This is a genomic window from Reyranella sp., from assembly GCF_044224635.1.
GTDB lineage: Bacteria > Pseudomonadota > Alphaproteobacteria > Reyranellales > Reyranellaceae > Reyranella.
Window position 1 is genome coordinate 112,973 of sequence record NZ_JBGAKA010000002.1, and the last position, 23,241, is coordinate 136,213.

At 67.0% G+C, this 23,241-nt stretch carries 26 protein-coding genes; 10 read left to right on the plus strand and 16 right to left on the minus strand.

Annotation, left to right across the window (positions count from 1 at the left end):
* Nucleotides 1-2: 2 nt before the first annotated feature.
* From ACILR9_RS02315 to ACILR9_RS02325, 3 genes are all read right to left on the minus strand, one after another.
* Complete coding sequence (locus ACILR9_RS02315) at nucleotides 3-824, minus strand: lysophospholipid acyltransferase family protein (protein WP_395708507.1); 822 nt, start codon at nucleotides 822-824, stop codon at nucleotides 3-5.
* A 16-nt stretch (nucleotides 825-840) separates the two neighbouring features.
* Nucleotides 841-1,689 (minus strand): GNAT family N-acetyltransferase, encoded by an 849-nt coding sequence (locus ACILR9_RS02320; RefSeq protein WP_395708271.1) that lies wholly within the window; start codon nucleotides 1,687-1,689, stop codon nucleotides 841-843.
* Nucleotides 1,690-1,756: 67 nt separating this feature from the next.
* Nucleotides 1,757-2,194, minus strand: a complete 438-nt coding sequence (locus ACILR9_RS02325; RefSeq protein WP_395708272.1) for a Fur family transcriptional regulator — start codon at nucleotides 2,192-2,194, stop codon at nucleotides 1,757-1,759.
* A gap of 99 nt (nucleotides 2,195-2,293) precedes the next feature.
* On the opposite strand from ACILR9_RS02325, the gene ACILR9_RS02330 reads away from it, so the two are divergent.
* A complete protein-coding gene (locus ACILR9_RS02330) occupies nucleotides 2,294-2,503 on the plus strand; it encodes a sulfurtransferase TusA family protein (protein ID WP_395708508.1) in 210 nt (69 codons plus the stop codon).
* Between the two features lie 99 nt (nucleotides 2,504-2,602).
* On the opposite strand, the gene rimI is transcribed toward ACILR9_RS02330, so the two are convergent.
* Both rimI and tsaB read right to left on the minus strand, forming a co-directional pair.
* Nucleotides 2,603-3,076 (minus strand): ribosomal protein S18-alanine N-acetyltransferase, encoded by a 474-nt coding sequence (gene rimI, locus ACILR9_RS02335; RefSeq protein WP_395708273.1) that lies wholly within the window; start codon nucleotides 3,074-3,076, stop codon nucleotides 2,603-2,605.
* A 35-nt stretch (nucleotides 3,077-3,111) separates the two neighbouring features.
* Entirely contained in the window at nucleotides 3,112-3,813 is a 702-nt protein-coding gene (tsaB, locus tag ACILR9_RS02340) for a tRNA (adenosine(37)-N6)-threonylcarbamoyltransferase complex dimerization subunit type 1 TsaB (protein ID WP_395708274.1), read from the minus strand.
* Nucleotides 3,814-3,888: 75 nt separating this feature from the next.
* On the opposite strand from tsaB, the gene ddpX reads away from it, so the two are divergent.
* Entirely contained in the window at nucleotides 3,889-4,446 is a 558-nt protein-coding gene (ddpX, locus tag ACILR9_RS02345; RefSeq protein WP_395708275.1) for a D-alanyl-D-alanine dipeptidase, read from the plus strand.
* Between the two features lie 134 nt (nucleotides 4,447-4,580).
* On the opposite strand, the gene ACILR9_RS02350 is transcribed toward ddpX, so the two are convergent.
* The 6 genes from ACILR9_RS02350 to ACILR9_RS02375 all read right to left on the minus strand — a co-directional run bounded on the left by ACILR9_RS02350 (nucleotide 4,581) and on the right by ACILR9_RS02375 (nucleotide 9,772).
* Nucleotides 4,581-5,561: a glucosaminidase domain-containing protein gene (locus tag ACILR9_RS02350; RefSeq protein ID WP_395708276.1), complete on the minus strand. Its 981-nt coding sequence runs from the start codon at nucleotides 5,559-5,561 to the stop codon at nucleotides 4,581-4,583.
* A gap of 220 nt (nucleotides 5,562-5,781) precedes the next feature.
* Nucleotides 5,782-6,330, minus strand: coding sequence for a NifU family protein (locus tag ACILR9_RS02355; RefSeq protein WP_395708277.1), 549 nt, complete (start codon nucleotides 6,328-6,330; stop codon nucleotides 5,782-5,784).
* 293 nt (nucleotides 6,331-6,623) lie between these two features.
* Nucleotides 6,624-7,109 carry a universal stress protein gene (locus ACILR9_RS02360; RefSeq protein WP_395708278.1) on the minus strand — a complete coding sequence of 162 codons (486 nt, stop codon included), beginning with the start codon at nucleotides 7,107-7,109 and terminating at the stop codon, nucleotides 6,624-6,626.
* Nucleotides 7,110-7,138: 29 nt separating this feature from the next.
* Nucleotides 7,139-7,978, minus strand: a complete 840-nt coding sequence (locus ACILR9_RS02365) for a TIGR02186 family protein (protein ID WP_395708279.1) — start codon at nucleotides 7,976-7,978, stop codon at nucleotides 7,139-7,141.
* Complete coding sequence (locus ACILR9_RS02370; RefSeq protein ID WP_395708280.1) at nucleotides 7,975-8,901, minus strand: sulfite exporter TauE/SafE family protein; 927 nt, start codon at nucleotides 8,899-8,901, stop codon at nucleotides 7,975-7,977. Before ACILR9_RS02370 ends, ACILR9_RS02365 begins: the two co-directional genes overlap by 4 nt.
* Before the next feature lie 7 nt (nucleotides 8,902-8,908).
* The gene (locus tag ACILR9_RS02375) at nucleotides 8,909-9,772 is read right to left on the minus strand and encodes a DUF2333 family protein (protein ID WP_395708281.1); all 864 of its coding nucleotides are present in this window, start codon (nucleotides 9,770-9,772) and stop codon (nucleotides 8,909-8,911) included.
* A gap of 248 nt (nucleotides 9,773-10,020) precedes the next feature.
* Between ACILR9_RS02375 and ACILR9_RS02380 the strand changes: the two genes are divergently transcribed.
* The 5 genes from ACILR9_RS02380 to ACILR9_RS02400 all read left to right on the plus strand — a co-directional run bounded on the left by ACILR9_RS02380 (nucleotide 10,021) and on the right by ACILR9_RS02400 (nucleotide 14,307).
* Nucleotides 10,021-10,974 (plus strand): alpha/beta hydrolase, encoded by a 954-nt coding sequence (locus tag ACILR9_RS02380; protein WP_395708282.1) that lies wholly within the window; start codon nucleotides 10,021-10,023, stop codon nucleotides 10,972-10,974.
* A gap of 67 nt (nucleotides 10,975-11,041) precedes the next feature.
* Complete coding sequence (locus ACILR9_RS02385; protein WP_395708283.1) at nucleotides 11,042-12,166, plus strand: MFS transporter; 1,125 nt, start codon at nucleotides 11,042-11,044, stop codon at nucleotides 12,164-12,166.
* A gap of 171 nt (nucleotides 12,167-12,337) precedes the next feature.
* The gene (locus ACILR9_RS02390; protein ID WP_395708284.1) at nucleotides 12,338-12,934 is read left to right on the plus strand and encodes a VUT family protein; all 597 of its coding nucleotides are present in this window, start codon (nucleotides 12,338-12,340) and stop codon (nucleotides 12,932-12,934) included.
* Nucleotides 12,935-12,943: 9 nt separating this feature from the next.
* Nucleotides 12,944-13,390 (plus strand): TIGR01244 family sulfur transferase, encoded by a 447-nt coding sequence (locus ACILR9_RS02395; RefSeq protein ID WP_395708285.1) that lies wholly within the window; start codon nucleotides 12,944-12,946, stop codon nucleotides 13,388-13,390.
* Nucleotides 13,391-13,476: 86 nt separating this feature from the next.
* A complete protein-coding gene (locus ACILR9_RS02400) occupies nucleotides 13,477-14,307 on the plus strand; it encodes a universal stress protein (protein ID WP_395708286.1) in 831 nt (276 codons plus the stop codon).
* Between the two features lie 166 nt (nucleotides 14,308-14,473).
* Here the strand turns inward: ACILR9_RS02400 and ACILR9_RS02405 are convergent, their stop codons facing one another.
* The 3 genes from ACILR9_RS02405 to ACILR9_RS02415 all read right to left on the minus strand — a co-directional run bounded on the left by ACILR9_RS02405 (nucleotide 14,474) and on the right by ACILR9_RS02415 (nucleotide 17,130).
* On the minus strand, nucleotides 14,474-14,836 hold the full coding sequence (locus ACILR9_RS02405; RefSeq protein ID WP_395708287.1) for an ArsR/SmtB family transcription factor: 363 nt from the start codon (nucleotides 14,834-14,836) through the stop codon (nucleotides 14,474-14,476).
* Between the two features lie 3 nt (nucleotides 14,837-14,839).
* Nucleotides 14,840-15,487 (minus strand): glutathione S-transferase family protein, encoded by a 648-nt coding sequence (locus ACILR9_RS02410; RefSeq protein ID WP_395708288.1) that lies wholly within the window; start codon nucleotides 15,485-15,487, stop codon nucleotides 14,840-14,842.
* A gap of 227 nt (nucleotides 15,488-15,714) precedes the next feature.
* On the minus strand, nucleotides 15,715-17,130 hold the full coding sequence (locus tag ACILR9_RS02415) for a hypothetical protein (protein WP_395708289.1): 1,416 nt from the start codon (nucleotides 17,128-17,130) through the stop codon (nucleotides 15,715-15,717).
* 104 nt (nucleotides 17,131-17,234) lie between these two features.
* Here ACILR9_RS02415 and ACILR9_RS02420 point away from each other — a divergent pair, with 104 nt between their 5' ends.
* The 3 genes from ACILR9_RS02420 (at nucleotide 17,235) to ACILR9_RS02430 (ending at nucleotide 22,035) form a co-directional block, all read left to right on the plus strand.
* A complete protein-coding gene (locus ACILR9_RS02420) occupies nucleotides 17,235-18,362 on the plus strand; it encodes an efflux RND transporter periplasmic adaptor subunit (protein WP_395708290.1) in 1,128 nt (375 codons plus the stop codon).
* Nucleotides 18,363-18,383: 21 nt separating this feature from the next.
* A complete protein-coding gene (locus tag ACILR9_RS02425; RefSeq protein WP_395708291.1) occupies nucleotides 18,384-21,524 on the plus strand; it encodes an efflux RND transporter permease subunit in 3,141 nt (1,046 codons plus the stop codon).
* A gap of 94 nt (nucleotides 21,525-21,618) precedes the next feature.
* Entirely contained in the window at nucleotides 21,619-22,035 is a 417-nt protein-coding gene (locus ACILR9_RS02430) for a RidA family protein (RefSeq protein WP_395708292.1), read from the plus strand.
* A 170-nt stretch (nucleotides 22,036-22,205) separates the two neighbouring features.
* On the opposite strand, the gene ACILR9_RS02435 is transcribed toward ACILR9_RS02430, so the two are convergent.
* Nucleotides 22,206-22,403: a hypothetical protein gene (locus ACILR9_RS02435; RefSeq protein WP_395708293.1), complete on the minus strand. Its 198-nt coding sequence runs from the start codon at nucleotides 22,401-22,403 to the stop codon at nucleotides 22,206-22,208.
* Nucleotides 22,404-22,632: 229 nt separating this feature from the next.
* Nucleotides 22,633-23,241 carry a pyridoxamine 5'-phosphate oxidase family protein gene (locus ACILR9_RS02440; RefSeq protein WP_395708294.1) on the minus strand — a complete coding sequence of 203 codons (609 nt, stop codon included), beginning with the start codon at nucleotides 23,239-23,241 and terminating at the stop codon, nucleotides 22,633-22,635.

Sequence of the window (23,241 nt, forward strand, 5' to 3'; positions counted from 1 at the left end):
CATCAGGCGCCGGCCGGGTCGAGCGGCGGCAACAGCTCGAGGCGGCCCGAATTGGCCGACTGCACCCCGGCCGAAACCTGGCGAAAGCAATGCTCGGCGAGCTTCTTGCGATCGCCCAGGCGGTCGATGTCGACCGGCGGAAAGAAGGTGACCACGGTCTCGGTCTCGCCCAGGCACACCATCTGCCAGAGATGCGGCACCAGCTCGAGGTCGCCGAACCAGGCGAACAGGGGCCGCCAATAGCGGCCGAGCGGGATGCCGTCGAGACGCGTGTAGGAGATCGACACCGGCTGAACGGAGATCGGCCTGCCGTCGCGCCGCAGCTGGGCGACGCCGAACAGGGCGGAGCGGAACGGCAGCACGCGCGTGCCGTCGCTGCTCGTGCCCTCGGGAAACAGCATCAGATTGTCGCCGGTGTCGAGCCGGCTCATCATCTCGTCGCGGCTGCGGCTGGTCTTGCCGGAACGCCGCTCGACGAAGATGGTCCTCTGCGCCTTGGCGAGGGTGCTGAAGAACGGCCAGGTCGCGACCTCGGCCTTGGCCACGAAGCTGCCGGGGATCAGTCCGCCCAGCACCTCGATGTCGAGATAGGAGACGTGGTTGCAGACATAGAGCGTCGGTATGACCTGCGAGCGCTGCCCCGTGACGCGGACGCGAATGCCGAGGATGGTGCAGACGATGCGGTGATAGACCACCGGCATCCAGCGGATGATCGGCCGGATCCTGAGCGCTGCCGCGACGAGATAGAGCGGCAGCATGACGATCGTCAGCAGCAGATAGCTGGCGAGCCGGAAGATGCCGCGCAGCGGGGAACCGATCCACATCGTCACGACGGGTGCCTCAGTCGTGCTCGCGCATCCCGCGTTCGTAGTGGCGGATGTACTTCTCGGTGATGATTTCGGTCTTGACGATGACGAAGACGTCCGTGGTGTCGAACTGGGAATCGATCACCGCGCCGTCGCCGACATAGCCGCCGAGCCGCAGGTAGCCCTTGATGAGCGGCGGCAGGCGCGCCATTGCCTTGCGCGGATCGTAGCTGCCGGGCGGCAGCACGTTCATGTCGACGAACCGGCTGGCCAGCGCGCGCACGCGGATTTCCGGTGGCGCCAGATGGTGATGATAGAGGTAACTCATCGCCAGCGAATGCTGCGACGGATCGGCGCCGGGCAGGCTGGGGCAACCGAACATCGCCTGGATGTTGTAATGGGACGAGTAGAGCGCAATGCCGCGCCACAGCATCTGCATGGTCGCGGTGTTGCGCGCGTCCTTCGCGATGCATGACCGTCCGACCTCGAGGATCTCGCCGGGATAGTCGACCAAAGCCTGGATGTCGTACTCGGCGGAGGAGTAGAACCGGCCAATCCTGGCGGCGGCCGAGCGCCGCATCAGACGATAGGTGCCGACGACTCCTTCCGGCCCGTCACCGCGCCGGCGGTCGAGCACCAGCAGATGGTCGCACACCTCGTCGAACGCATCGAAGTCGCGCCGCCGCGCCGCCATCTCGGGCGTCGGATGCGCTGTCATCTCTTCGTAAAAGACGCGATAGCGAAGCGCTTGCGCCGCGTCGATCTCGGCGGCGGTTTGCGCGAGCCTCACCTCGAAATCGCCAGCGACGACCTTGACGATCTCCCGACTTGACGCGGGAGTGCCCAGGAGCTCGGCTTCGCTGTCAGCGCGGTCTATGCGCATGTTCCATCCGCAATGGGGGCCGCCCCGATCATGGGCCCATTATCGGGTTGGCGATGGCCCAGTCCACTCATTTTTGACGGTCGGTTTTCCCGTCCAACGGCACGCCGTACAACTCCAAACGGTGACCGACCAGGCGGTATCCCGCCTTCTCGGCGATTCGCCTCTGCAGATCCTCGATCTCATCGTTGTGGAATTCCACAACCTTGCCGCTTTGGATGTCGATCAGGTGATCGTGGTGCTCTTCCGGCGTCTCCTCGTAGCGCGCGCGCCCGTCGCCGAAATCGTGCTTCGCGAGAATACCGGCTTCCTCGAACAACCGAACCGTCCGATAGACAGTGGCAATCGAAATGTTGGGATCGATCGCCGTCGCCCGATGATGCACCGCTTCGACATCGGGATGATCCGATGCATCCGAGAGCACGCGCGCGATGACGCGCCGCTGCTCGGTCATCTTCAGACCGCGTTCGACGCAGAGGAGCTCGAGCTTCGATTTCCGGTCCGGCATGCGAACACACCCTACACTGGTCCGCCGCCGGGGTATAGTTGGTGAACGATGACAGTTCACGCTCACCAGTCCATCGACATCACCGGCGAGGTCTGTCCGATGACCTTCGTGCGGACCAAGCTCAAGCTCGAGCGGATGCAGGCCGGCGAGGTCCTGCGGGTAAGGCTGCGCGGCGACGAGCCGTTGCGCAACGTGCCCCGCGCGGCGCGCGATGAGGGCCACGCGATCCTCGCCATCGAGGCCGACGGCGACGATCACATCGTGACCATCCGGCGCGCAGGCGGCACGTCTCCAATCCCTCCCCCGTAATCGGGCGCGCTTTTCATTCTCCTCCCCAGCTTCGCTGGGGAGGAGAATGAGAGAGCGCCCGTATGCGAATGCCCCCGATTACGGAGGAGGGATGTGACGTCAGTTGAGAGTAAGACGCATCACCACGGCATCCGCCGCACCGCCATCGCTGCGCCGGTAGTAGGCAGCGCGCGCGCCGACGGCCTGGAAGCCCGCCGCTTCGTACAGGTGGCGGGCGGCGTGATTGTCCACAGCGACCTCGAGGAAAAGCGACGTCGCGCCGGCCTCTCGTGCCTGCGCGATGGCGGCGGCGAGCAGGCGGCGGCCGGCGCCGCGGCGACGCAGCGTCGGCCGGACGGCGATGGTCAGCAATTCCGCCTCGTCGGCGACAATGCGATGAAGGGCAAAACCCACATCATGGTCACCGGCCTGCATCAGCAGGCCGGTAACACCAGGTGTCGCCAGCAGCTCGGCGATCTCCTGGCGCGTCCAGCCGCGTTCGCCGACCGCGGCGAACGCCTCGCGGTGCAGCGCCGCCGCCCGCCCCAAGTCGAGCGCCGCGAGCACACTCACGACGTACGTCAGATCGTTCATTCCGACGAGACCATGCATTTGGGCGACACCTTCATTCAGTCGACCGTCCGCCGGGTGCCATCGGGCAGCGTTATGTTGACGCCCCGCAGATAGAGCGGCCGAGGCAGGCCATCGCGGGCGTTGCCGTCACGCCAAGCCTCGACGCCAGCCTCGCCGGCAAGACGGCCAAGAGTGAGGGGATCGGGTTGCGCTTCCTCGGCGACGGCATCGACGCCGGCCGCGACCAGCGCGGCGGCGAGCTGCCCGGCCCCGACGCCGGCGATGAGACAGGCCCGGCCGGCAAGCTGCGCCGCAAGCGCCGCGGCTGTCGTGAGGAAAGGGGTTCGCTCGCCGTCGTCGAGGGCGCAAAACCAGTCGCCCAGCCGGCTGTCGATGGCGGCGACGGCGAGCCGGCGCTGCCCGGCCGCGCCGGCAGGCGGCCCTCCCCTCGACTGGGCGAGCAGGACGGTCGTCGTAGCGATCCCGGCCAGCGGCACGCCGAGCCCGAGCGCCAGTCCGCGGGCGGTCGCCAGCCCGACGCGCACGCCGGTGAAGCTGCCCGGCCCGATCGTCACGGCGAGCAGCGATACGGCGCGTCGGTCGACGCCGGCGTTCGCGAGCGCGGTCTCGATGGCCGGGAGCAGCCGGGCAGCCTGATCGCGGCCTTCTTCGCCCACCACGGCCAGGCGTTTGCCGCCGCCGAGCACGGCGACGCCCAGCCCGGTCACCGAGCAGTCGAGGGCGAGGATTGTCGTCATCCCGGGAAACGCGAATTGGGGCGAACGTCCGGCCACGCGCTGGCGTCGCCGGGCCCGGCTGTGCATTCTCGGATCATGACGCTCGATTTGGTTGAGATTGCCCCGCCCGACTTCGATGTCGACATCGCCTTGGCCTACGCGACGGATGCCAATCTATCCGGCAAGCCGGTCTATCGAAATGCCGAATGCTGGCTGCATCGCGAGGCGGCCGAGAAGCTCGCGGCGGCCATTGCGCTCGCCCGGCCGCTCGGCTTCAGGCTGCGCATCTTCGACGCGCTGCGACCGACCGAAGCGCAATGGGCGCTGTGGCGCGCCAATCCCGATCCCGAGTTCCTCGCCGACCCGCGCCGCGGCTCGCCGCACTCGCGTGGCGTGGCCGTCGATCTCACCCTGCTCGACGGCGACGGCCAGGAGCTAGACATGGGGACGTCGTTCGACGCCTTCACCCCGCTGTCGCACCACGCGCGCACCGACATATCGGTCGGGGCGCAGCGCCACCGCCTGCTGCTGATGGGCCTCATGACGGCGGCAGGTTGGGACTTCTATCGCAATGAATGGTGGCACTATCAGCTGTTCGACGCGCGCCGCTACCCGCTGATCAGCGACGCCGACCTGCCGCGTCCGATGATGTGATCTAGTTCCTCCCCAGCTTCGCTGGGGAGGTGTCCGCGTCTTCGCGGACGGAGGGGTCGAAAGCCCCACTGAGACTCCTGACCCCTCCGTCGCGTATGACGCGACACCTCCCCAGCGAAGCTGGGGAGGAGAAGTCAGAAGCTCGACAACCTCGCCTGGTCGAAATCGACCAGGTCGTTCTCGCGCATGATCTCGCGGACGAACTGCACGTAGCGCTGCCCGAGCTCCGAGTAGCGCAGCAACGTGCCGATCAGGTGATAGCCGTCGAGCTGGCTGCCACGCCCGCGCAAGGCGGCGCGTTCGGCACGGAAAGCGGCATAGGCCGGATGGGTGTTGAGATTGGCGATGTAGGCCTCGGTCGCCTCGCCGATATTCGAGAATGGTTGCGGCATGCCGCGGCCGGGCTGCCACGGCACCGAGACGGCATGACGGCCTGTCGATTGAATCTGGCCGAACAGGGAATTGCCGGCGCGCGCCGCGAGCGAGGTGCCCCAGCCCGATTCGACGCCGCCCTGGGCGATCGCCATCGACGGCGGCACGATATCGACGCGCCGCAGCAGCTCGTCGATCCGGTCGGCCGAGGTGTCGTAGCGTTCCGCCAGGTCATCGAGCCACATGCGCTCGATCGCCGACAGGCCGAGCGTCGACCAGGCGAGCTTGTCGCGCAGAGCGATGAGATGCGCGCGATCGGCCAACACGCGCTGATTGACCTCGAGCACGGCCGGCAGGACGGCGGTGATGAACAGCGCCTTGCGCTCGTGGCCGCCCTTGCTACCGAGATCTTCCGGCACGCGTTCGATCTTGATCGGCGGCACCGCCTCGCCCTGCCTGACATCGGTCAGGGTGTAGGAGGCGGCGCGGAAGAAGCCGGCGAGCTCGTCGGCCGTGCGCGGATTGAACGGTCGCAGCTGGCCCTGGCGACGCAGCGCATTGCCCGGCGCGGCGAACCGGCCGTGGCCAAGGAAGGCTTCGGCAATCTGGCGATTGAACGTGTCGTCCGGCTCGCCCGCCGGCTGCTGAATGAAGACCAGCGACTCCGGTTCGGCATTCAAGGGCGGCAGCTCGGCCTGATCAACCCCCGGGCCGGACGGCGCAAAGAAGAAACAGGTCTCCACGTCAGGTGTCGACGGCCGAGGCTCGGCCAGCGCGACTCCGGTTGCAAATAACGTCGCCCACACAACCGGGAATGCATAGGGACGCCCGAGCCCCACCGCGGGCAAGATCGATGATCTCATGCCTCACTCTTCGCTTGGCTTTACGGAAACAACGCCCCTCTGCGCCCAGCCCCCCGGCCGCGACGCATCCGTTTCGCTGTACGCTCTTGCTGCGTGCGGCCTACTGGGCCGCCTGCACTTCCACGACTTCCGGCACGTAGTGCTTCAAAAGGTTTTCAATTCCCATCTTGAGCGTGGCCGTCGAGCTCGGGCATCCCGAGCACGAGCCCTGCATGTGCAGGTAGACCACCCCGTCGCGGAAATCCTGAAACACGATATCCCCCCCGTCCTGCGCCACCGCCGGACGGACACGTGTCTCGAGAAGCTCCTTGATCTGCGCGACGACCTCGTCGTCATCGGCCGCACCGGCATCGGCCTCATCGGCCTCGACGACCACCGGCTCGCCCGAGGTGTAATGTTCCATGATGCCGCCCAAAATCGACGGCTTCAGAATCTGCCAATCACGATCAACCGCCTTGGTGACGGTCACGAAATCCGAACCAAAAAAAACGCGCTCAACGCCTTCGACCGCGAATAGCCGCTTGGCCAGCGGCGATGGCTTCGCCGCGTCGACCGTCGCGAAATCCATCGTCCCCCTGGCCATGACAACGCGGCCGGGAAGGAACTTCAAGGTCGACGGATTAGGCGTCTGCTCGGTCTGTATGAACAAAGCTACCTCCTGGTTGAACGCCTCGCGACGAACCGCTCGGCGTCCCTCGAGATGGAGAAGGAACTACCCCCGCCCCGGCTCGATGCTTATCGACCTAGGAACCGTACCAAAGCCGATCAAGTCGATTCTTGAGTCTCATCAAAAATATATTATGGAAAATATTCCGTAAACATTCGTGATTATGGGAGAATTCTTCGCCAACTCGCTCAGTTGTGGGTGTCGCCAGGGACACAGGTCAATTGCTATATGGAATAATTGGATCGGCGAATTGCCGCAATTTATACACATCAGAATCACGAAATCGCGTCGATCTCCGCCACCGTCAGGGAACCCGGCACGATCGTCAACGGGATGCGCAGCTGGCTGCCGAACTTGCCGGTGAGCGCCGTGATCAGTGGACCCGGCCCCTCGCTGCCCGAGGCGCTGCCCAGCACGAGCACCGATATCGAATGGTCTTCGGTCAGCATTTTGACCAGCTCGTCGCGGCTGATTCCCTCCCTGATATAGATGGCCGGCGGTTGGCCGGTGAGCGAGACCGCAGTGTCGGCGTGACCGGCGATGACCTGCTCTGCATGCTGGCGCGCCTCCTCGCGCATCAACTCGGCCACCGCTCCCCACTGCTGGGTCTCGGGCGGCGGCATGACATAGAGCATCGCCACCCGGCCCCCCGTGCGCTTGGCCCGCCGGCAGGCATAGCGCAACGCATTGGGCATTTCCGGGCTCTCGTCGACGACGACCAGAAAGACGCGGCTTTCCGTCCGGCTGGATTGCTCCTCCATGATCCCTCCCCTCGTTTGCGTCAGACGCGTTACAGGCGACGCATGATCGAACCACCGGCCCAGCCGACGAGCAACGCCATGAGGATCGCGCCGAGGCCGTACAACGCTCCGTCATTGGCCGCCCAGCCCGCCAGCTGGGCGCTGAATCCGACCTTGCCGACCGGCAGCGGGCGCGACACGGCGGCGGCGATCTTGCCTTCCCGCAGCAGATAGGTCCGAATCTCGTAGACCCCTTCATCGAGCCCTGACGGGAACGGCAGCTCGACCCGGAACAGACGGCCGGCCTGGACCGTGATCTGTCCGATCGCAGCCGGGTAGAGACCTTCGCTGCGCTTGACCTCGACCAGGCCGTTACGGAACTGGGCGATTTCCTCCGGCGAGCGCTCGCCGACGGGCCTGATCGTCGCCAGCCGGTCCTCGAGCGACAGGATCTCGCCGCTGCCCCGCGCCAGCAGACGCTGCAGCGGCTGGCTAGCGGCGATGGCGTAGTAGGCCGGTACGTCGTCAAAGGCCTGGCGGCCGGTATTGAGCCATAGACCGAGCACCCGCTGCTTGCGCATGACAGTCTCGCGCCCGGGCGGCCCGACAACGACGACCACGATCTCGCCTGGTGGATCGAACATGCCGAACAGCAGCATGCTCTCGCCATGGAAGGCCGAGGTGATCGACACGCGCGGGCGCGACAGGTCGACGATCAGATCGGGCGTCGACGGCTCGGTCGGAACCGACGGCGGCACCAGGGGACCGACGGGCGGGCCGATGCTCGGGCCGGTCAACCCCCCGCCCGGCGGCTCGACGCGCGGCCCCTGCGCAGCCGCCGTCGTCGCCAGCGCCAGCACCATGACGAGGGCCAGGGCGAGGCGGATCACAGCGGCGACTCGCGCGTGCCGAGCGAGTACAGCGAGCTCGGCGTGCGCACCAACTCGGTGAGGAGCTCGATCGCCACGGCGATGATGAGCAGTGCCATCAAGCCGCGCAGCACGACGCCAGACAGCTTGGCGGCAACCCGCGCGCCGATCGGAGCGCCGACCACACCCCCCAGGATCAGGAGCAGCGCCAGCACGACATCGACCGTGCCGTTGGTGATCGCCTGGAGAAGGGTCACGTTGGCGGCCACGAACAGAATCTGGAAGTTCGAGGTGCCGATCACCACGGCAGTCGGCATGCCGAGCAGGTAGATCATCGCCGGCACCAGCACAAATCCGCCGCCGACCCCGAGGATCGCCGACAGCACGCCGATGGCAAAGCCGACGGCGATCGGCAACAGGGCGCTGATGTAGAGCTTCGACTTGTAGAAGCGCAGCTTGAGCGGCAGCCCGTGAACGAGATAGTGGGTGTGCAGCTTGCCGCGCGGGCCGGTCGGATTGCGGCGCCGCCGGATGTAGGTGCGCAGGCTTTCGAACAGCATCAGCACGCCGATGGTCGACAACATCACGACGTAGAGCACGGCGATGACGAAATCGATCTGGCCGATGCGCTTCAGGTAGGTGAACAGCCAGACGCCGGCCGACGAGCCCAGCATGCCGCCGAGCAGCAGGATCAGGCCCATGCGCAGGTCGACATTGCCGCGCCGCCACTGAACCTGCAGCGAGGAGATGGAATTGGCGACCACCTGGTTGGCCTGGCTGGCGACGGCGACCGCGGGCGGGATGCCCACGAAGATCAGAAGCGGCGTGGCGAGGAACCCGCCGCCGACGCCGAACATGCCAGAGAGCAAGCCGGCCGCGGCCCCCAGGCCGAGCAGCACAAACGCGTTGATCGACAGCTCGGCAATCGGCAGGTAGATTTCCACGATCGGCCTATTTTTGCAGGATCGTGCTGATTTCGCGCAGCTGGGTGCGCGCGCGCAGCAGGTAGAAGCCCTGCGCAGCGAGATGGTTGGGGATCAGCAGGCCGTCGAGCCAGCCGTTCCAGACGATCCACGGATCGAGCTGGGCGGCGACGAGGAACGACTGGACAGTGCCGTTCCAGGCATTGGTGAGCTCGCGATCGCTGATCACCTTCTGAAAGTCCATGCCGAGCTCGCGCAGCAGCAGGTAGTTGGTGTAGAGCCGGCCCTTGTTGAAATAGAAGATGTCGTCGGCGCGCATATCGAACAGATCACCCGCATTCTCGATGATGTGCTGGTCGATCACGGCCGAGTCGGAGCCGACATCGTTGGCGATGCGATCGATCAGCGCCTGCAGGTTGTCGGCGCGGCGCTCGAACACGGCTTGGCCGGCGGCCAGACGCTTGTTGTAGGCAATCAGCCGGTCGCGTCCGGCGCGATATTTCTGGGCCGAGGTGGTCGACGGCAGGAGCGAGACGCTGGGCTGCCACAGCCAGATGTTGGGCTGCTCGTTCAGGAAGCCGCGCGCCTGCTCGAGATCGCGGTCGGTCTGGCTCGATCCGCGGGTCCGTCCGACCTGGTCCATCAGCTCGGTGCTGAAGCGGCCGAGCGCCGACATGATGCCGCGCTGGAAATTCGGCATGTTGTCGAGCAGGCCGGACGGCATGAATACCGGCATCATCGGCGTCCAGGTGTTCTGGTCGACCTCGCGCGTGACCAGCTGCGCCGCGGTGGCGACGGCGCGGCTCTCGCCCGGCGCCACGGCGCCCGGGCCGAATTGCGGATCGTCGTCGATGTTCTCGATGATCAGCGTGCCGACCGGGTAATACAGCACCACCGCGATCAGAAGGGCACGCCAAGTCCAGCCCCACCACCGGCGACGTCCGGCCGGCGCCGGGCCTGTCAGTTTCGGCCGCCATGCCCGGACACGATCAAGCGCCCGGCGCCACCGCGACGGTACCGCATTGTGAGACGTGCCCCGGTCCGCGTCGAAGGTCATAGCGTACCTTAGCATTCGTCTCGTGACGAAACAGGGGCGCGGACTGCTAGAGTGTCGCGATTGTCCGCAAATGGAGTTGGAGAATGGCGCTCGATCCCGAATCACAACGCTTGATCGACCTCATGCTGGCAGCCAACCGCCCGGCCTGGAACACGCTGTCCCCCGGCGATGCGCGTGCGCAGTATCTGGCGCTGCGACCCGGCGCCCAGGGGCCGCGCCCGGCCGGCGTGACGGTGATCGATCGCACCATCCCGGGACCGGTCGGCGGCTTGCCGGTGCGCCTTTATCGCCCGGCTTCTGCGCCCGCGGACGGCGCGCTGCCGGCCCTGGTGTTCGCGCATGGCGGCGGCTGGGTGTTCGGCAACCTCGACAGCCATGATGTGCTGTGCGCCCAGCTCGCCATCGAGGCGGGCATCGCGGTGTTCGCCGTCGACTATCGTCTGGCGCCCGAGGCGCGCTTCCCCGGCGCCTTCGACGACGTCGTGGCCGGCCTGCAATGGGTGGCGGCCAATGGCGCCTCCGTGGGAATCGACCCGGCGCGGCTCGCCGTCGGCGGTGACAGCGCCGGCGGCAATCTCGCCGCTGCGGTGGCCTTGTGGGCGCGCGACCATGGCGGCCCCGAACTGCGCCTGCAGCTGCTCGTCTATCCGGTGACCGATGCCGTCGCGCGGGCCGATTCCTATCGCCGCTACGAGGACGGCTACGGGCTGAATGCCGTTACCATGGAATGGTTCTTCGACCACTACACGCCGGACAAGAGCACGCGCGGCGACTGGCGCGTGTCGCCGCTGCGCGCCAAGTCGCTCGCCGGGCTGCCGCCCGCCCTCGTGGTCACGGCAGGTTACGATCCGCTGCGCGACGAGGGCCGCGCCTACGCCTTCCGCCTGCAGCAGGAAGGCACGCTGGCCGACCTCGTCGAGTTCGGCGGCATGCTGCATGGCTTTTTGAGCTCGCCGATGTTCCTGCACGGTGCGCGCCGCGGGACTTCCCTCTGTGCCGCCGCCCTGCGTGAAGCGCTGGTGCTGCGCGCCCAGTGACGGGGCGTCTTCACGAACGGAGGGATCCTGGGTCTTCCGGACCGCGGGCGTCTCGCGCGCTCTTCTCATGATGATGACCAGCCCGCCCCGCGCCGCACCCGTCGGCATGACCCTTCCCGGCCTGGTCATCGCCTTCGGCATGATCGGCGATACGCTGCTCTATGCCGTCCTGCCACTTTACCATGAGCAGTTCGGCGTCAGTCTCGCCATGGTGGGCGTGCTGCTGTCGCTCAATCGCTGGATCCGCCTGCTTGCCAATTCCGGCGTGGCCGCGATCGGCGACCGGGTCGGGCCGCATACCCTGATGGTGTTGGCGGCCACCGGATCGGTGCTCTCCACCACCGCCTATGGCCTCTTCGACAGCGCCGCCCTGCAGATGGCAGCGCGGGTACTGTGGGGCATCTCCTATGCCGCACTGAACCTGTCGACCTTGGCCTATGCCGTGAGCGACCGGCCGAATGCCGGCAAGCGGGTGGGCGCGAGCCGGGCCGCGATCGGCGTGGTCCAGGCCGTTTCCCTGGTCGGCGGCGCCTGGATCGCCCTGAATGTCGGTCCGCAATCGGTGTTCCTGATCTTCGGCGGGCTGACCCTGGCCTCCCTGATCGCGGCCCTGCTGCTGCCGCGCCTCGCAGCAGAGCCGGCGGGGCAGAAGCGCTTGCGGCTGCCGGTCCCGCATCGCCTTGAGGTGTGGGGCTTCGTCATGGGGTTCACCGGCGACGGCGTCTTCTTGCTCACGCTCGCCTTCCTATTGAAGGATTCGATCACGTCGGTTGCGCCCGTCCTGGCCACGGCGGCTTTGCTGGCGTTGCGCTGGCTGGTCGAGATCACCACCGGACCGGTCGGCGGTTGGGCCGGCGACCGTTTCGGCGCCAGCCGGCTCTCGTTCGCTAACGGCGTCCTGCTCGTGGCGGGCTTCGTGCTGATCGCCTGCGATCACGAAGTGATCGGCGCCTTGATGGTCGTCATGACCCGCGGCCTGTTCAACACGTTGATCCCCGTCCTCGTGGTCGAACGCAGCCACGCCAGCGTGCTGTCTTCCCAGGCGAGCTATTCGACCTGGCGCGATTTCGGCGCCGCCGTCGGCCCCCTTTCAGCGCCGTGGCTGTTCCTCAACATTCCGCAGGCGCCGCTTTACGCTGCCCTCGCCGCTTTTCTGGCGCTGGGCGTCTATTTCTGCCTGGTGCGGCGGTAGAGGCGACGTTCTTCTTTCTTGCACTCCGACGAAAGGTCCCTCGCTGCGCTCGCGATGACATCACCTGGGAGCAGGCGCCCAGATCAAGGTCGATGTCATCGCGAGCGCAGCGAGGGACCTTTCCTTCTTGTGGTTCCCCCACACCGTCACTCCTGCTAACCAGCCCACCGCATGGCCAGGCAACAGATGACGTTCAATCGGCAGAAGGCGGCGGCGCTGGGCTACTTCCTGGCCTTTCTCGCCTGCATCCCTGCTGCCAACTGGATGATCGGCCATATCGGGACGGTATGCGCCGCGCCGCACGGACCCTGCCTGGTCCCCGTGGCGCCCTGGGGACCCGATGGCCGTCCGCTGATGGCGCCCTCGGGCGTGCTGATGATCGGCCTCGCCCTGGTGTTGCGCGACATGGTGCAGCGCCGCCTCGGCCGCGGCATCGCGCTCGGCGCGATCGTGGCGGGCGCCGCCCTGTCCGGCGCCGTCGCGCCGCCGCAGCTGGTGTATGCCTCGTTCACCGCCTTCCTGCTATCGGAGCTCGCCGACTTCGCCGTCTATACGCCGCTGCAGGAGCGGGGCCTGGTGCTCGCCGTGCTGGCCAGCAGCGTCGTTGGCGCGATCGCCGACAGCATCCTCTTCCTGTGGCTGGCATTCGGCAGCCTCGAGTTTTTGGCCGGCCAGATCGTCGGCAAGCTGCTGATGGTGCTGCTGGCGCTGCCCTTCATTCACTGGATCCGCCGGCGCGAGACCGCCCGCGGAATCGCCATACGCTAGGAACAGCCCATGCCCGCCTCTTTCCCGATGCTCGACGATCGCGTGGCCGTTTCCGGCCAGTTGCGCCCCGGCGACATGGCCGAGATCGCAGCGGCGGGCTTCGTCGCCGTCGTCAACAATCGGCCGGACGGCGAGGCGATGTTCGGCCAGCCGCGCACCGCCGATATCGCCAGGGCGGCCGAGGCCGCCGGGCTCACTTTTCTCGATCTGCCGTTCTCCGGCCCGCGGGCCACGCCCGACCAGGTGCGGGCCTTGGTCGACCTGCTGGCGAAGAAGCCCGGCAAGGTGATCGTCTATTGCAAGAGCGGCATGCGCTCCGCCTTGTTGTGGGGCGCCGCAGCCCTGGCCTCCGGACGTCCGCTGGGCGATGTCGTGGCGGCCGCCCGGCATGCCGGCCAGAATGTCGAACCGGCAACCGAAATCATGGCCTCTCTTGCACGGGCTGCGCGCCAGTGAGCCGGCCGTCGCGACCCAAAGTCTCGACTTGCATGCCGGCCGTACGCCCGTCTTAATCGCCTCCGTTTGTTTTGGGGGAATGCTCGATGTTCAAGTCGATCCTGGCCGTGTCGGAAGGCGGCCCCGACGCTGCCATGTCGTTCAAGCTCGCTGCACGGGTGGCAAGGCTGTTCGACGGCACGGTGGACGCGCTTCATCTGCCGGTCGGTCCGGCGGGCGGCATGATCGGCGGCCTGGCGATGAGCGGCGAGGCCATGCCGCTGATCATGAATCTCGACGATGAACGGCTCGAGGAGCGCGCCAAGGAGAGCGAGCGCGCCTACAAGGAACTCGTCGCACCGGTGAAGGATGCGACCTTCACGGCGGCCAAGACCGCGACCCTCGATACGCTGGTGGCGATGGGCCGCTGCTCCGACGTGCTGGTGCTGGGCCGGCCGGGCGCCGATCCGGAGAACGTGGCGCCCGCCACCGTCGAGGCGGCGATCCATGAATGCGCCCGCGCGGTGATGATCGCGCCGCCCAATCCCGGCGAAGGACCGTTCGAGTCGGTGATCGTCGCCTGGAACGGCAGCTTCCAGGCGGCGCGTGCGGTCGAGTACGCCTTGCCGTTCCTCGCCAAGGCCAAGGAGATCACCATCCTGGTGGCGGGCAGCACGGCCGACGATGTCGGCGCGCCCTACCTCGCGCGCAATCTCGGCCGGCACGGCATCAAGACCACCATCGACGCCATCGACCCCGGCGCCGTGTCGGCCCGCGCCCGCGGCCGCGCCCTGCTCGACTATACGCACGGCAAGGGATCCAGCCTTCTGGTGATGGGCGCCTACGGCCGCGGCCAGGTGATGAGCTTCCTCGGCATGGGCGGCGCCACCGCCAAGGTGATCTCGTCCTGCCGCGTGCCGCTCCTGATGGCGCACTGAGGCGCAAGAAGATAAAGTCGCGCGCTACGCTCGGCATGACAAAGGCCATGTCATCCCGAGCGTAGCGCGGGACCTTTGCTTTCACATCATCCGGCGAAGACGCGGGCGAGCGCCGTCGCAAAGCTGCGCTCGATGGTGAAGGTCGCGTGCCTGGTGCTGCGCTTGCTCATCTGCCTCTCTTCAAGGGCTTGGGCGCGGGGTCGGTTTCGGCGAGCAGGGCGTCGAGGCGATCGAAGCGGCGCTCCCAGCTCGCCCGGCGCTCGCTGATCCACCGCTCGACAGCGTCGAGCGCGCGCGGCTCGATGCGGCATGTCCGCACGCGCCCCACCTTCTCCGATGTCACCAGGCCACTGGCTTCGAGAATGGCGAGATGCTGGACCACCGCCGACAGGGTCATGGCGAGCGGCTCGGCCAGCATGCTGACCGATGCCGGGCCGCGGCTCAGCCGCTCGACCACGGCCCGCCGGGTCGGATCGGCGAGCGCCTGGAAGGTGAGATCGAGCGGCGCACCGGTCTGGGGCTGCAGCATCCCCTATCCAGGGAACATCGAGAGATAGGGTCTGGCCTCTTCGAGGACGCGGGCGTAGGACGGCCGCCGCGTCAGCCGCTCGAAGTAGGCGGCGAGATTTCGATGGCTGTCGCCGAACGGCACCAGCTTGTCGGCATAGAACAACGGCGCTGCCGCAGCGCAGTCGGCCAAGGTGAAGGCGTCGCCCACCGCCCATGTCCTGCTCGCCATGTCCTGGTCGATGATGTCGTAGGCACGCCGAAGCCGCGCCTTCTCGGCTTCGACCCCGAACGCATCGCCCTTGCCGGGCGGCCGCAGGCGATCGCCGACGATCCGCTGCATCGGATCATGGACGTAGCAATCATAAAACCGGTCGGCGAGACGGGTCTTCAGGGCGAGATGGGGATCGGCCGGAATGAGCGCCGTCCGGCCGGGATAGCGATGGCCGAGATACTCGATGATGATCGTCGACTCGGGCACGGTCTCGGCGCGCGCCTCGTCGCGCAACACCGGCATCTTGCCGGCCGGCGCCAGCTTGCGGAACGCCGCCGTCGAGGCCTCGTTGCCGAAATCGACCAGCTCCTTCTCGAACGGCGTCTCGTTCTCGTAGAGCGCGATCAGGACCTTGTGACAGTACGAGGACAGCGGATGGAAATAGAGCCTGACGGTCATGGGCTGGCATCAATACGTAAGTTTTTACTTAAGTATGGGGTCGATCGATCGGTTTCAAGGGCTTTGGCGTGATTGCTGCCCTCCTGAACGGTATGAAGAACCTCATCGCCGCCTGATGCGGGCGTGCTTTAACGCCTGGCGATGAGATCCTTCGCTGCGCTCAGGATGACAAAAACGATGTCATCCCGAGCAGTAGCGAGGGACCTTCCCCTTTTCGATGCGCCGCCCTAAGGGCAGGCGCCGGCGGCCTGCGTGACGACGTCGGGGTCGCTGCAGGCGCTGCAGGCGTTGCCGTAGGTCTGCCGCGTGCCGTCGCGGCGCAGACCGCAGGCCGGCCGATAGTCGCGCGTGCACATCTGCGGCCGAGGATCGGCGCAGGCTCCGCCGGCGACCGGCAGCGATTCGGGCGCCAGCTCCGCCTTGGTCATCACGAAGCGGAAGGGCTGGGTGCGGTAGTCGCTCAGGCTGCCGATGATGGCGATCTTGGAGCCGACCGCCGGCAGCGGCGCCAGCGGCCACGCCATGACAATATGCAGATCAGCGATGTTGTTGGCCTGCGCCACGTCGGTGATCGCCGCCTCGAGGATGTCGGGCGTTGCGCTGATCACCTTGACCTGGATCTTGAGCCTTGTGTTCTCGCCCTGCCGCTCGGTGATCGCCTTCCACACCTTCTCGGCGGCCGCCTTGTTGGCCGGTGAGGTATCGCGATGGCGCAGCACCAGCGCCCAGTCAGCGAAGGAGAGCGAGCTCGGGTCATGCTCCTCGACGACGACCAGCGCCGCCTCGGCCGGCGACAGGGCGCGCGGGATGGATTTGACGAAATTCGCAGGCGGCGCGCGTTCATTGCCCGCCGCGCGCGCCATGATGTCGGTCCAGCCTTCCTCGCTGCCGCGATAGACGCGATAGCGCGAGCGGATGTAGCGCTCGATGTCGGCGGCGGCCGCATCGGCTTTGGCGGCACGCGCGATGGCGATCGACCGGGCGCCATACCAGAAGCCCAGCGCATCGAGCGGCGTGCCCTCGAGCTGCGCCACGGCGAGCTGGTAGACATCCTGGAAATTGTCGGGCTCCGCCGCCACGGCGACGCGATAATGACGGCGCGCCTTCTCGTAGTCCTTGGCCTGCAGCGCCGCATAGCCGAGCGCGCCGTTGAACACCGCGGCCATCTGCTCCTTGGTGCGGGCGAACGCCTCGTCGGTCAGCAGCACCGGCTTCTGCCACTTGGTCAGGGCGACCAGGCCGCGCTCGGCGGCTTCGACCATCGACACCATCGCCACCTTGTCGCCCTGCGACGCCTTGGATCGCCCGACGAACACCCGATTGGCCAGTGCCCGCACATTGTCGGGATCGATCTGAAGCAGCTTGGCGCTGATCTCGTCGGCCTTGGCGGGCTGGCCGGCGGCCTGCCAGGCTGCCACCGCCTGTTCGTGGGCCTCGAGCTTCAGCACGCTGTTGGGGTACCAGCGGATGAACACATCCAGCGCCGCGGCGCGCCGCGCGGGATCCTTGGTGTTGATCGCGGCCATATAGCTGTCGTACTCCGCAGGAATCGCGAAATCGCTGCGATTCTGGGCGGAAAGCTCCGCCGAAACGCAGGCAAGGGCCAGCGACAACGCAAGAACGAGAGCGCGAACGATCGCCACTGCCGCGACAACTCCTTTCATCCCAACGGCCGGGAAATACAGTGACCGTTTTGTCGAACTAAGGCAGTCTGCAGCAAGGTTACGGACGAGCGGGGACGAAGACAATGCATGCGCAGCGCTCAATTGTATTTGCGCTGGTCGCGGCAATCCTGCTGACGGCGCTCACTGGCGGCCCTGCGGCAGCCCAGCAGGGCGCCCCGCCGCCCGCCGTGCTGGTCCAGGCGGCCGAGACCGTGCCGATCGCCGACCAGTTCGAGTTCATCGGCCGCGCCGCCGCGGTCGACAAGGTCGAGCTGCGCGCCCGGGTGAAGGGCTTCCTCGGCCCGCGCCTGTTCGCCGACGGCGACCAGGTCAAGAAGGACCAGGTTGTCTTCACCATCGAGCGTGACCCCTACCAGGCGGCGGTCGACCAGAAGCTGGCGCAGCGCGATGCCGCCCGCGCCGCCCTGACCAATGCCGAGCTGCAGCTCAAGCGCGCCGCCGAGCTGCTGCGCACCAACACCGGCACACGGGCGACCTACGACCAGCGGCTGAGCGAGCAGCTGCAGGCCAAGGCGCAGCTCGAGGACGCCGGCGCCCAGCTGCGCGACGCCGAGATCCAGCTGTCCTACACCGAGATCAAGTCGCCGATCGACGGCCGCATCGGCCGGGCCGCCTTCTCGCCCGGCAACATCGTCGGCCCCGACAGCGGCGTGCTGGCCACTGTGGTGAGCGAGAAGCCGATCCGCGTCCTGTTCCCGGTGACCCAGCGCGAGTTCCTGGATGCGCGGCGCGACAAGGCGGCCGGCGACCCCCTGATCGTGCGCCTGCGCCTGGCCGACGGAAACATCTACGATGAGAACGGCCAGCTCGATTTCATCGACATCACGGTCGATCCCAAGACCGACGGCCAGATCGTGCGCGCCACCTTCCCCAACAAGGAGGGCTTCCTGACCGACGGCCAGACGGTTCGCGTCATCCTCGAAGCCGAGAAACCGCAGACCGTGGTCGCGGTGCCCCAGCAGGCGATCGCCCTCGACCAGACCGGGCCGTATCTTTTCGTGGTCAACGACAAGAACGTGGTCGAGATGAAGCGGGTCAAGACGGGCGTCTCGCGCAACGGGCTGCTCGCCATCACCGAAGGGCTGAAGGCGGGCGACCGGGTCATCGTCCAGGGCCAGCAGCGGGTGCGCGAGGGCATGACCGTGGCGCCCTCGGTGGCGCCGCCGATCGGCACGACCAAGAAGCTCTGATTTCCAAGAAGCGCTGATCCCATGACGATCTCGTCGCTGTTCATCCGCCGGCCGCGGCTGGCTTTCGTCGTCTCGACGGTCATCACCATTGCCGGCCTGCTGGCGCTGACCGCCCTGCCGGTGGCGCAGTTCCCCGACATCGTGCCGCCCCAGGTCAGGGTCACCGCCACCTACCCCGGCGCCTCGGCGCAGGCGGTCGAGGAAAGCGTCGCCCAGGTCATCGAAGGCCAGGTCAACGGCGTCGAGCGCATGATCTACATGAAGTCGACCTCGGGCGGCGACGGCAGCTACGCGCTGACCATCAGCTTCGAGGTCGGCTCCAATCCCGATCTCAACACCGTCAACGTCACCAACCGCGTCAATCAGGTGCTGGCGCTGCTGCCGCCCGAGGTGCAGCGGCTCGGCGTCACCACCAAGAAGCAGTCCTCGGCGCTGCTGCAGGTCGTGGCGGTCTACTCGCCCAAGGGCACGCGCGACGGGCTGTTCCTGTCCAACTTCTCGACCATCACCCTGCTCGACACGCTGCGCCGCGTGCCGGGCGTCGGCGATGCCACGCTGTTCGGCGCGCTCGACTACTCGATGCGCGTCTGGCTGAACCTCGACCGCATGTCGAGCCTCGATATCACCGCCAGCGAGGTGGTGAAGGCGGTGCAGGCGCAGAACGTGCAGGCGGCGGTCGGCCTGGTCGGCGCGGCGCCGCTGCTCGACGATGTCGGCTTCCAGCTCAACATCACCACGCAGGGCCGCCTCACCACGGTGGGCGAGTTCGAGGGCATCGTGGTGCGCGCTCAGCCCGACGGGTCTCTGGTGCGCATCAAGGACATCGCCCGCGTCGAGCTCGGCGCCAAGACCAGCGATTCGGTCGGCCGCTACAACGGCAAGCCGGCCGCCGGCATCCAGATCTACCAGCTGCCGGGCGCCAATGCGCTGGCCACCGCCAAGGGCGTGCGCCAGGCGCTGAAGGAGCTCGAGCCGCGCTTCCCCGACGATGTCGCCTACGACGTCATGTACGACACCACCGTGTTCGTCGAGGCCACGATCGAAAGTGTGATCCACACGCTGATCGAGGCCTTCGTGCTGGTGGCGATCGTGGTCTTCGTCTTCCTGGGCAACCTGCGCGCCACGCTGATCCCGATCATTGCCGTGCCGGTGGCGCTGATCGGCACCTTCGCCGTCATGCTGGCGATGGGCTTCTCGGCCAATACCATCTCGCTGCTCGCCCTGGTGCTGGCGATCGGCATCGTGGTCGACGACGCCATCGTCGTGGTCGAGGCGGTCGAGCACATCCTCGAGCACGAGCCCGATCTCACGCCCGCCCAGGCGACCGAGAAGGCGATGAGCCAGGTCACCGGCCCGATCATCGCCATTACCCTGGTGCTGCTGTCGGTGTTCATCCCGACGGCATTCATCCCCGGCATCACCGGCCAGCTCTACCAGCAGTTCGCCGTCGCCGTGTCGGTATCGATGGTGATCTCGGCGATCAATGCGCTGTCGCTGTCACCGGCGCTGTGCTCGCTGATCCTGCGCCATCGCGGCAAGCCCCGGGGTGTCATGGCGTGGCTGCAGAACGGCATCGACAGGAGCCGCGACGGCTATGTCCGGCTGGTGACGCCGCTCGCCCGCCGCGGCTTCATCGCGCTCCTGCTGGTCGGCGGCTTCATCCTGGCGACCGGCGGCATCGGCAGCCTGGTGCCCTCAGGCTTCCTGCCCGACGAGGACCAGGGCGCCTTCATGGCCGAGTTGCAGCTGCCCGACGCCGCCTCGACCAACCGCACCCTGGCGTCGATCCAGGAGGTCGAGCAGAGGATCATCGGCAAGCCGTGGCTGCAGAGCGTCTTTACGGTCAGCGGCTACAGCCTGCTCGATGGGCTCAACCTGCCCAACCGCGCCCTGGTCGTGGCTGGCCTGAAGCCGTTCGCCGAGCGCAAGGACAGGTCGCTCTCGGTGTTCTATGCGCTGGAGGAAATGAACAAGGCGTTCGCCCAGATCGCCTCGGCCAACGTCTTCGCCTTCAACCTGCCGCCGATCATGGGGCTGGGCAACTCGTCGGGCTTCGAGTTCGTCGTGCAGTCGCTGGCCGGCGCGCCGCCGGTCGACCTGGCGGCGGTGGCACGCGGCATGATGGTCTCGGCGCAGCAGGTACCGCAGCTTGCCGGCGTGTTCACGACCTACGCCGCCTCGACGCCGCAGATCAATCTCAAGCTCGACCGCGAGCGCGCCCAGGCGCTGGGCGTGTCGATCTCCGACATCTTCTCGGCGATGCAGACGACGCTCGGCGGCACCTACACCAACGACTTCAACCTGTTCGGCCGCACCTGGCAGGTCAAGGTGCAGGCCGACGCCGCCGACCGCGGCAACGTCAACGACGTGTTCCGCGTGCGCATCCGGTCGTCGAACGGCGAGCTGGTGCCCCTGCAGGCGGTGGCTAACGTCGAGCTGATCACCGCGCCGTCGTCGATCGTGCGCTACAACAACCTGCGCTCGGTGGTGCTGAACGGCGCGCCGGCGCCCGGCTACTCGACCGGCGATGCGATCGCCGCCATGGAGAGGCTTGCCAAGAGCACCTTGCCGGCGGGCTTCGGCTACGAATGGACCGGCACGGCGCTGCAGGAGAAGGCAGCGAGCGGCCAGACCGGCTTCATCCTGGGCCTGGCCGTGGTGTTCGCCTACCTGTTCCTGGTCGGGCTCTACGAGAGCACGGCCATCCCGATCGCCGCGCTGCTGTCGGTCGTGGTCGGCCTGTTCGGCGCCGTGACCGCGCTGTTCCTGTCCGGCCTCGACAACAACATCTTCGCCCAGATCGGCATCGTCGTGCTGATCGCGCTGGCCGCCAAGAACGCCATCCTGATCATCGAGTTCGCCATGGAGGAGCGCGCCCACGGCAAGGACATCGTCACGGCCGCGACCACCGCGGCGGGCCTGCGCTTCCGCGCCGTGATGATGACGTCGTTCGCCTTCATCCTGGGCCTGGTGCCGCTGGTCATCGCCACCGGCGCCGGCGCCGCCACCCAGCGCGCCGTCGGCACCGCCGTGTTCGGCGGCATGATCGCCGCCTCGATGCTCGGCATCTTCGTCATCCCCGGTCTCTACGTCGCCTTCCAGACCTTGCGCGAGAAGCTCAAGAGCTTTGGCCGCAAGCCGCCAGCCGAGCCGAAAGCCTGATAGCGGCGCTGCGCTCTTCCCCACTTCAGCGTCGCCGCGCTTCCAATAGGTGTATCATCGCGCGCGGCAAAGACGAGCCGACGGGAGAGCACAGATGACCCTGAAGATCGAACGTTTCCAGCCGGAAGGCATGAACATCAGGATGTCCCACGGGCAGCCGTCGTACTCGCACGTCGTGACGGTCAGCGGCACCGGCAAGATCGTCTATACTGCGGGTCAGCTCGCGCGCGATATCGACGGCAACTGTGTCGGCAAGGGCGACATGCGCGCCCAGATGGAGCAGACCTTCCAAAACCTCGACCGATGCCTCAAGGCCGCCGGCGCGACCTGGGCCGATGTGGTGAAGACCAATACCTTCGTCACCGACTTCGACGAATTCCAGAAGTGCGGTGACATTCGCATGCGCTACCTGGGCGTGGCTACCCCGACCAGCACGACTGTCGGCGTCACGCGCCTTGCCGGCCCCGATTTCATGATCGAGATCGAGGCAGTCGCTGTCGTCAATTCGTGATGCAGTTCGACGAAGATCATTCTCCTCCCCACGCCTCACGTGGGGAGGTGTCGCCGTCATCGGCGACGGAGGGGTCATGAGTCATGGGAGAGGGTTGAGCCTGAGGCTCATGATCCCTCCGTCCGCGCAGATGCGGACACCTCCCCAGCGAAGCTGGGGAGGAGAAGACGCTACGCTGCCAGCGCGAAGTCGGCGAGATCGGGCGCGCGCATCTCGTCGCGGAAGCGGTCGAAGCTCCACTGCCAGAGCGCCGGATTGCCGTTCTTGTCGAGGTACCAGCTGCGGCAACCGCTGACCCACACCGTGCCCTTCATGGCCTCGCGCAGGTCCGCGTTGAAACGTTGCGTCGCCGCGGCGCTCGGCGCCACCACTGCTACCAGTCATCGTCTTCCGGACCGCGAGCATCTCGCTCGCTCATGGCGCGGCTCGGCGAAGCCGAACGCACCTCATCAAAGCTCATGAGCGAGCGAGACGCTCGCGGTCCGAAAGAGCATGAAGATCGATCATGCGCTGGCAGCGCAGCCCTCCGATGGCGCTCATCTTCTCGATCACAGATCCCATGAGCGCCATCGGAGGGCTGCGCTGCCAGCCATGAGCTCACTCCCCGTTAGGCGTCGGCTGCCGGGGATGGATGACGTCCTTGAAGTCGTCGAAGCCCTTCCATGCCGGCTCGGGCGGCTGGTAGTCCGGGCGCGGCGCGTATCTCGAGGGTTCCGGCGTGCCGGGAGTCACGATGTAGCGCGGGCAGTTGGGGAAGATCGCGCGGGTCCTGACGCGCACCAGGAGCTGGGCGCCGGCGAAGCGCTGCATCAGCGGATCGTCGCGGCTCACGCGCGCCTGGCCGTTGACCCTGAGCCGGCGCGGCTTCTCGCCCATGTCGATGAACAGCAGGCCGACCGCGGGGTTCGCCAGGATGTTGCCCAGGCTCTTGAACATGCCGTTGCCGTCGTAGTCGGGGAAGGCGATCTCATCGGGCGCGACCACGCGCACGAAGCCCGGTGCGCCGCCCTTGAAGGAACAATCCGGCCGGCCTTCGGCGTCGGCCGTCGCCAGGAAGAAGAACATGGCGCCCTCGATGAAGGCCTTGTCCTGTGCCGTGAGCTGGCGCCGCGTCAGCTTCTCTTCGAGCCGATCGGCGATGCGACGGCTGCCGAACTGGTCCTGCAGCTCGCGGTTCCCGTCGTGGAACATGATCGTCTCGCTCAT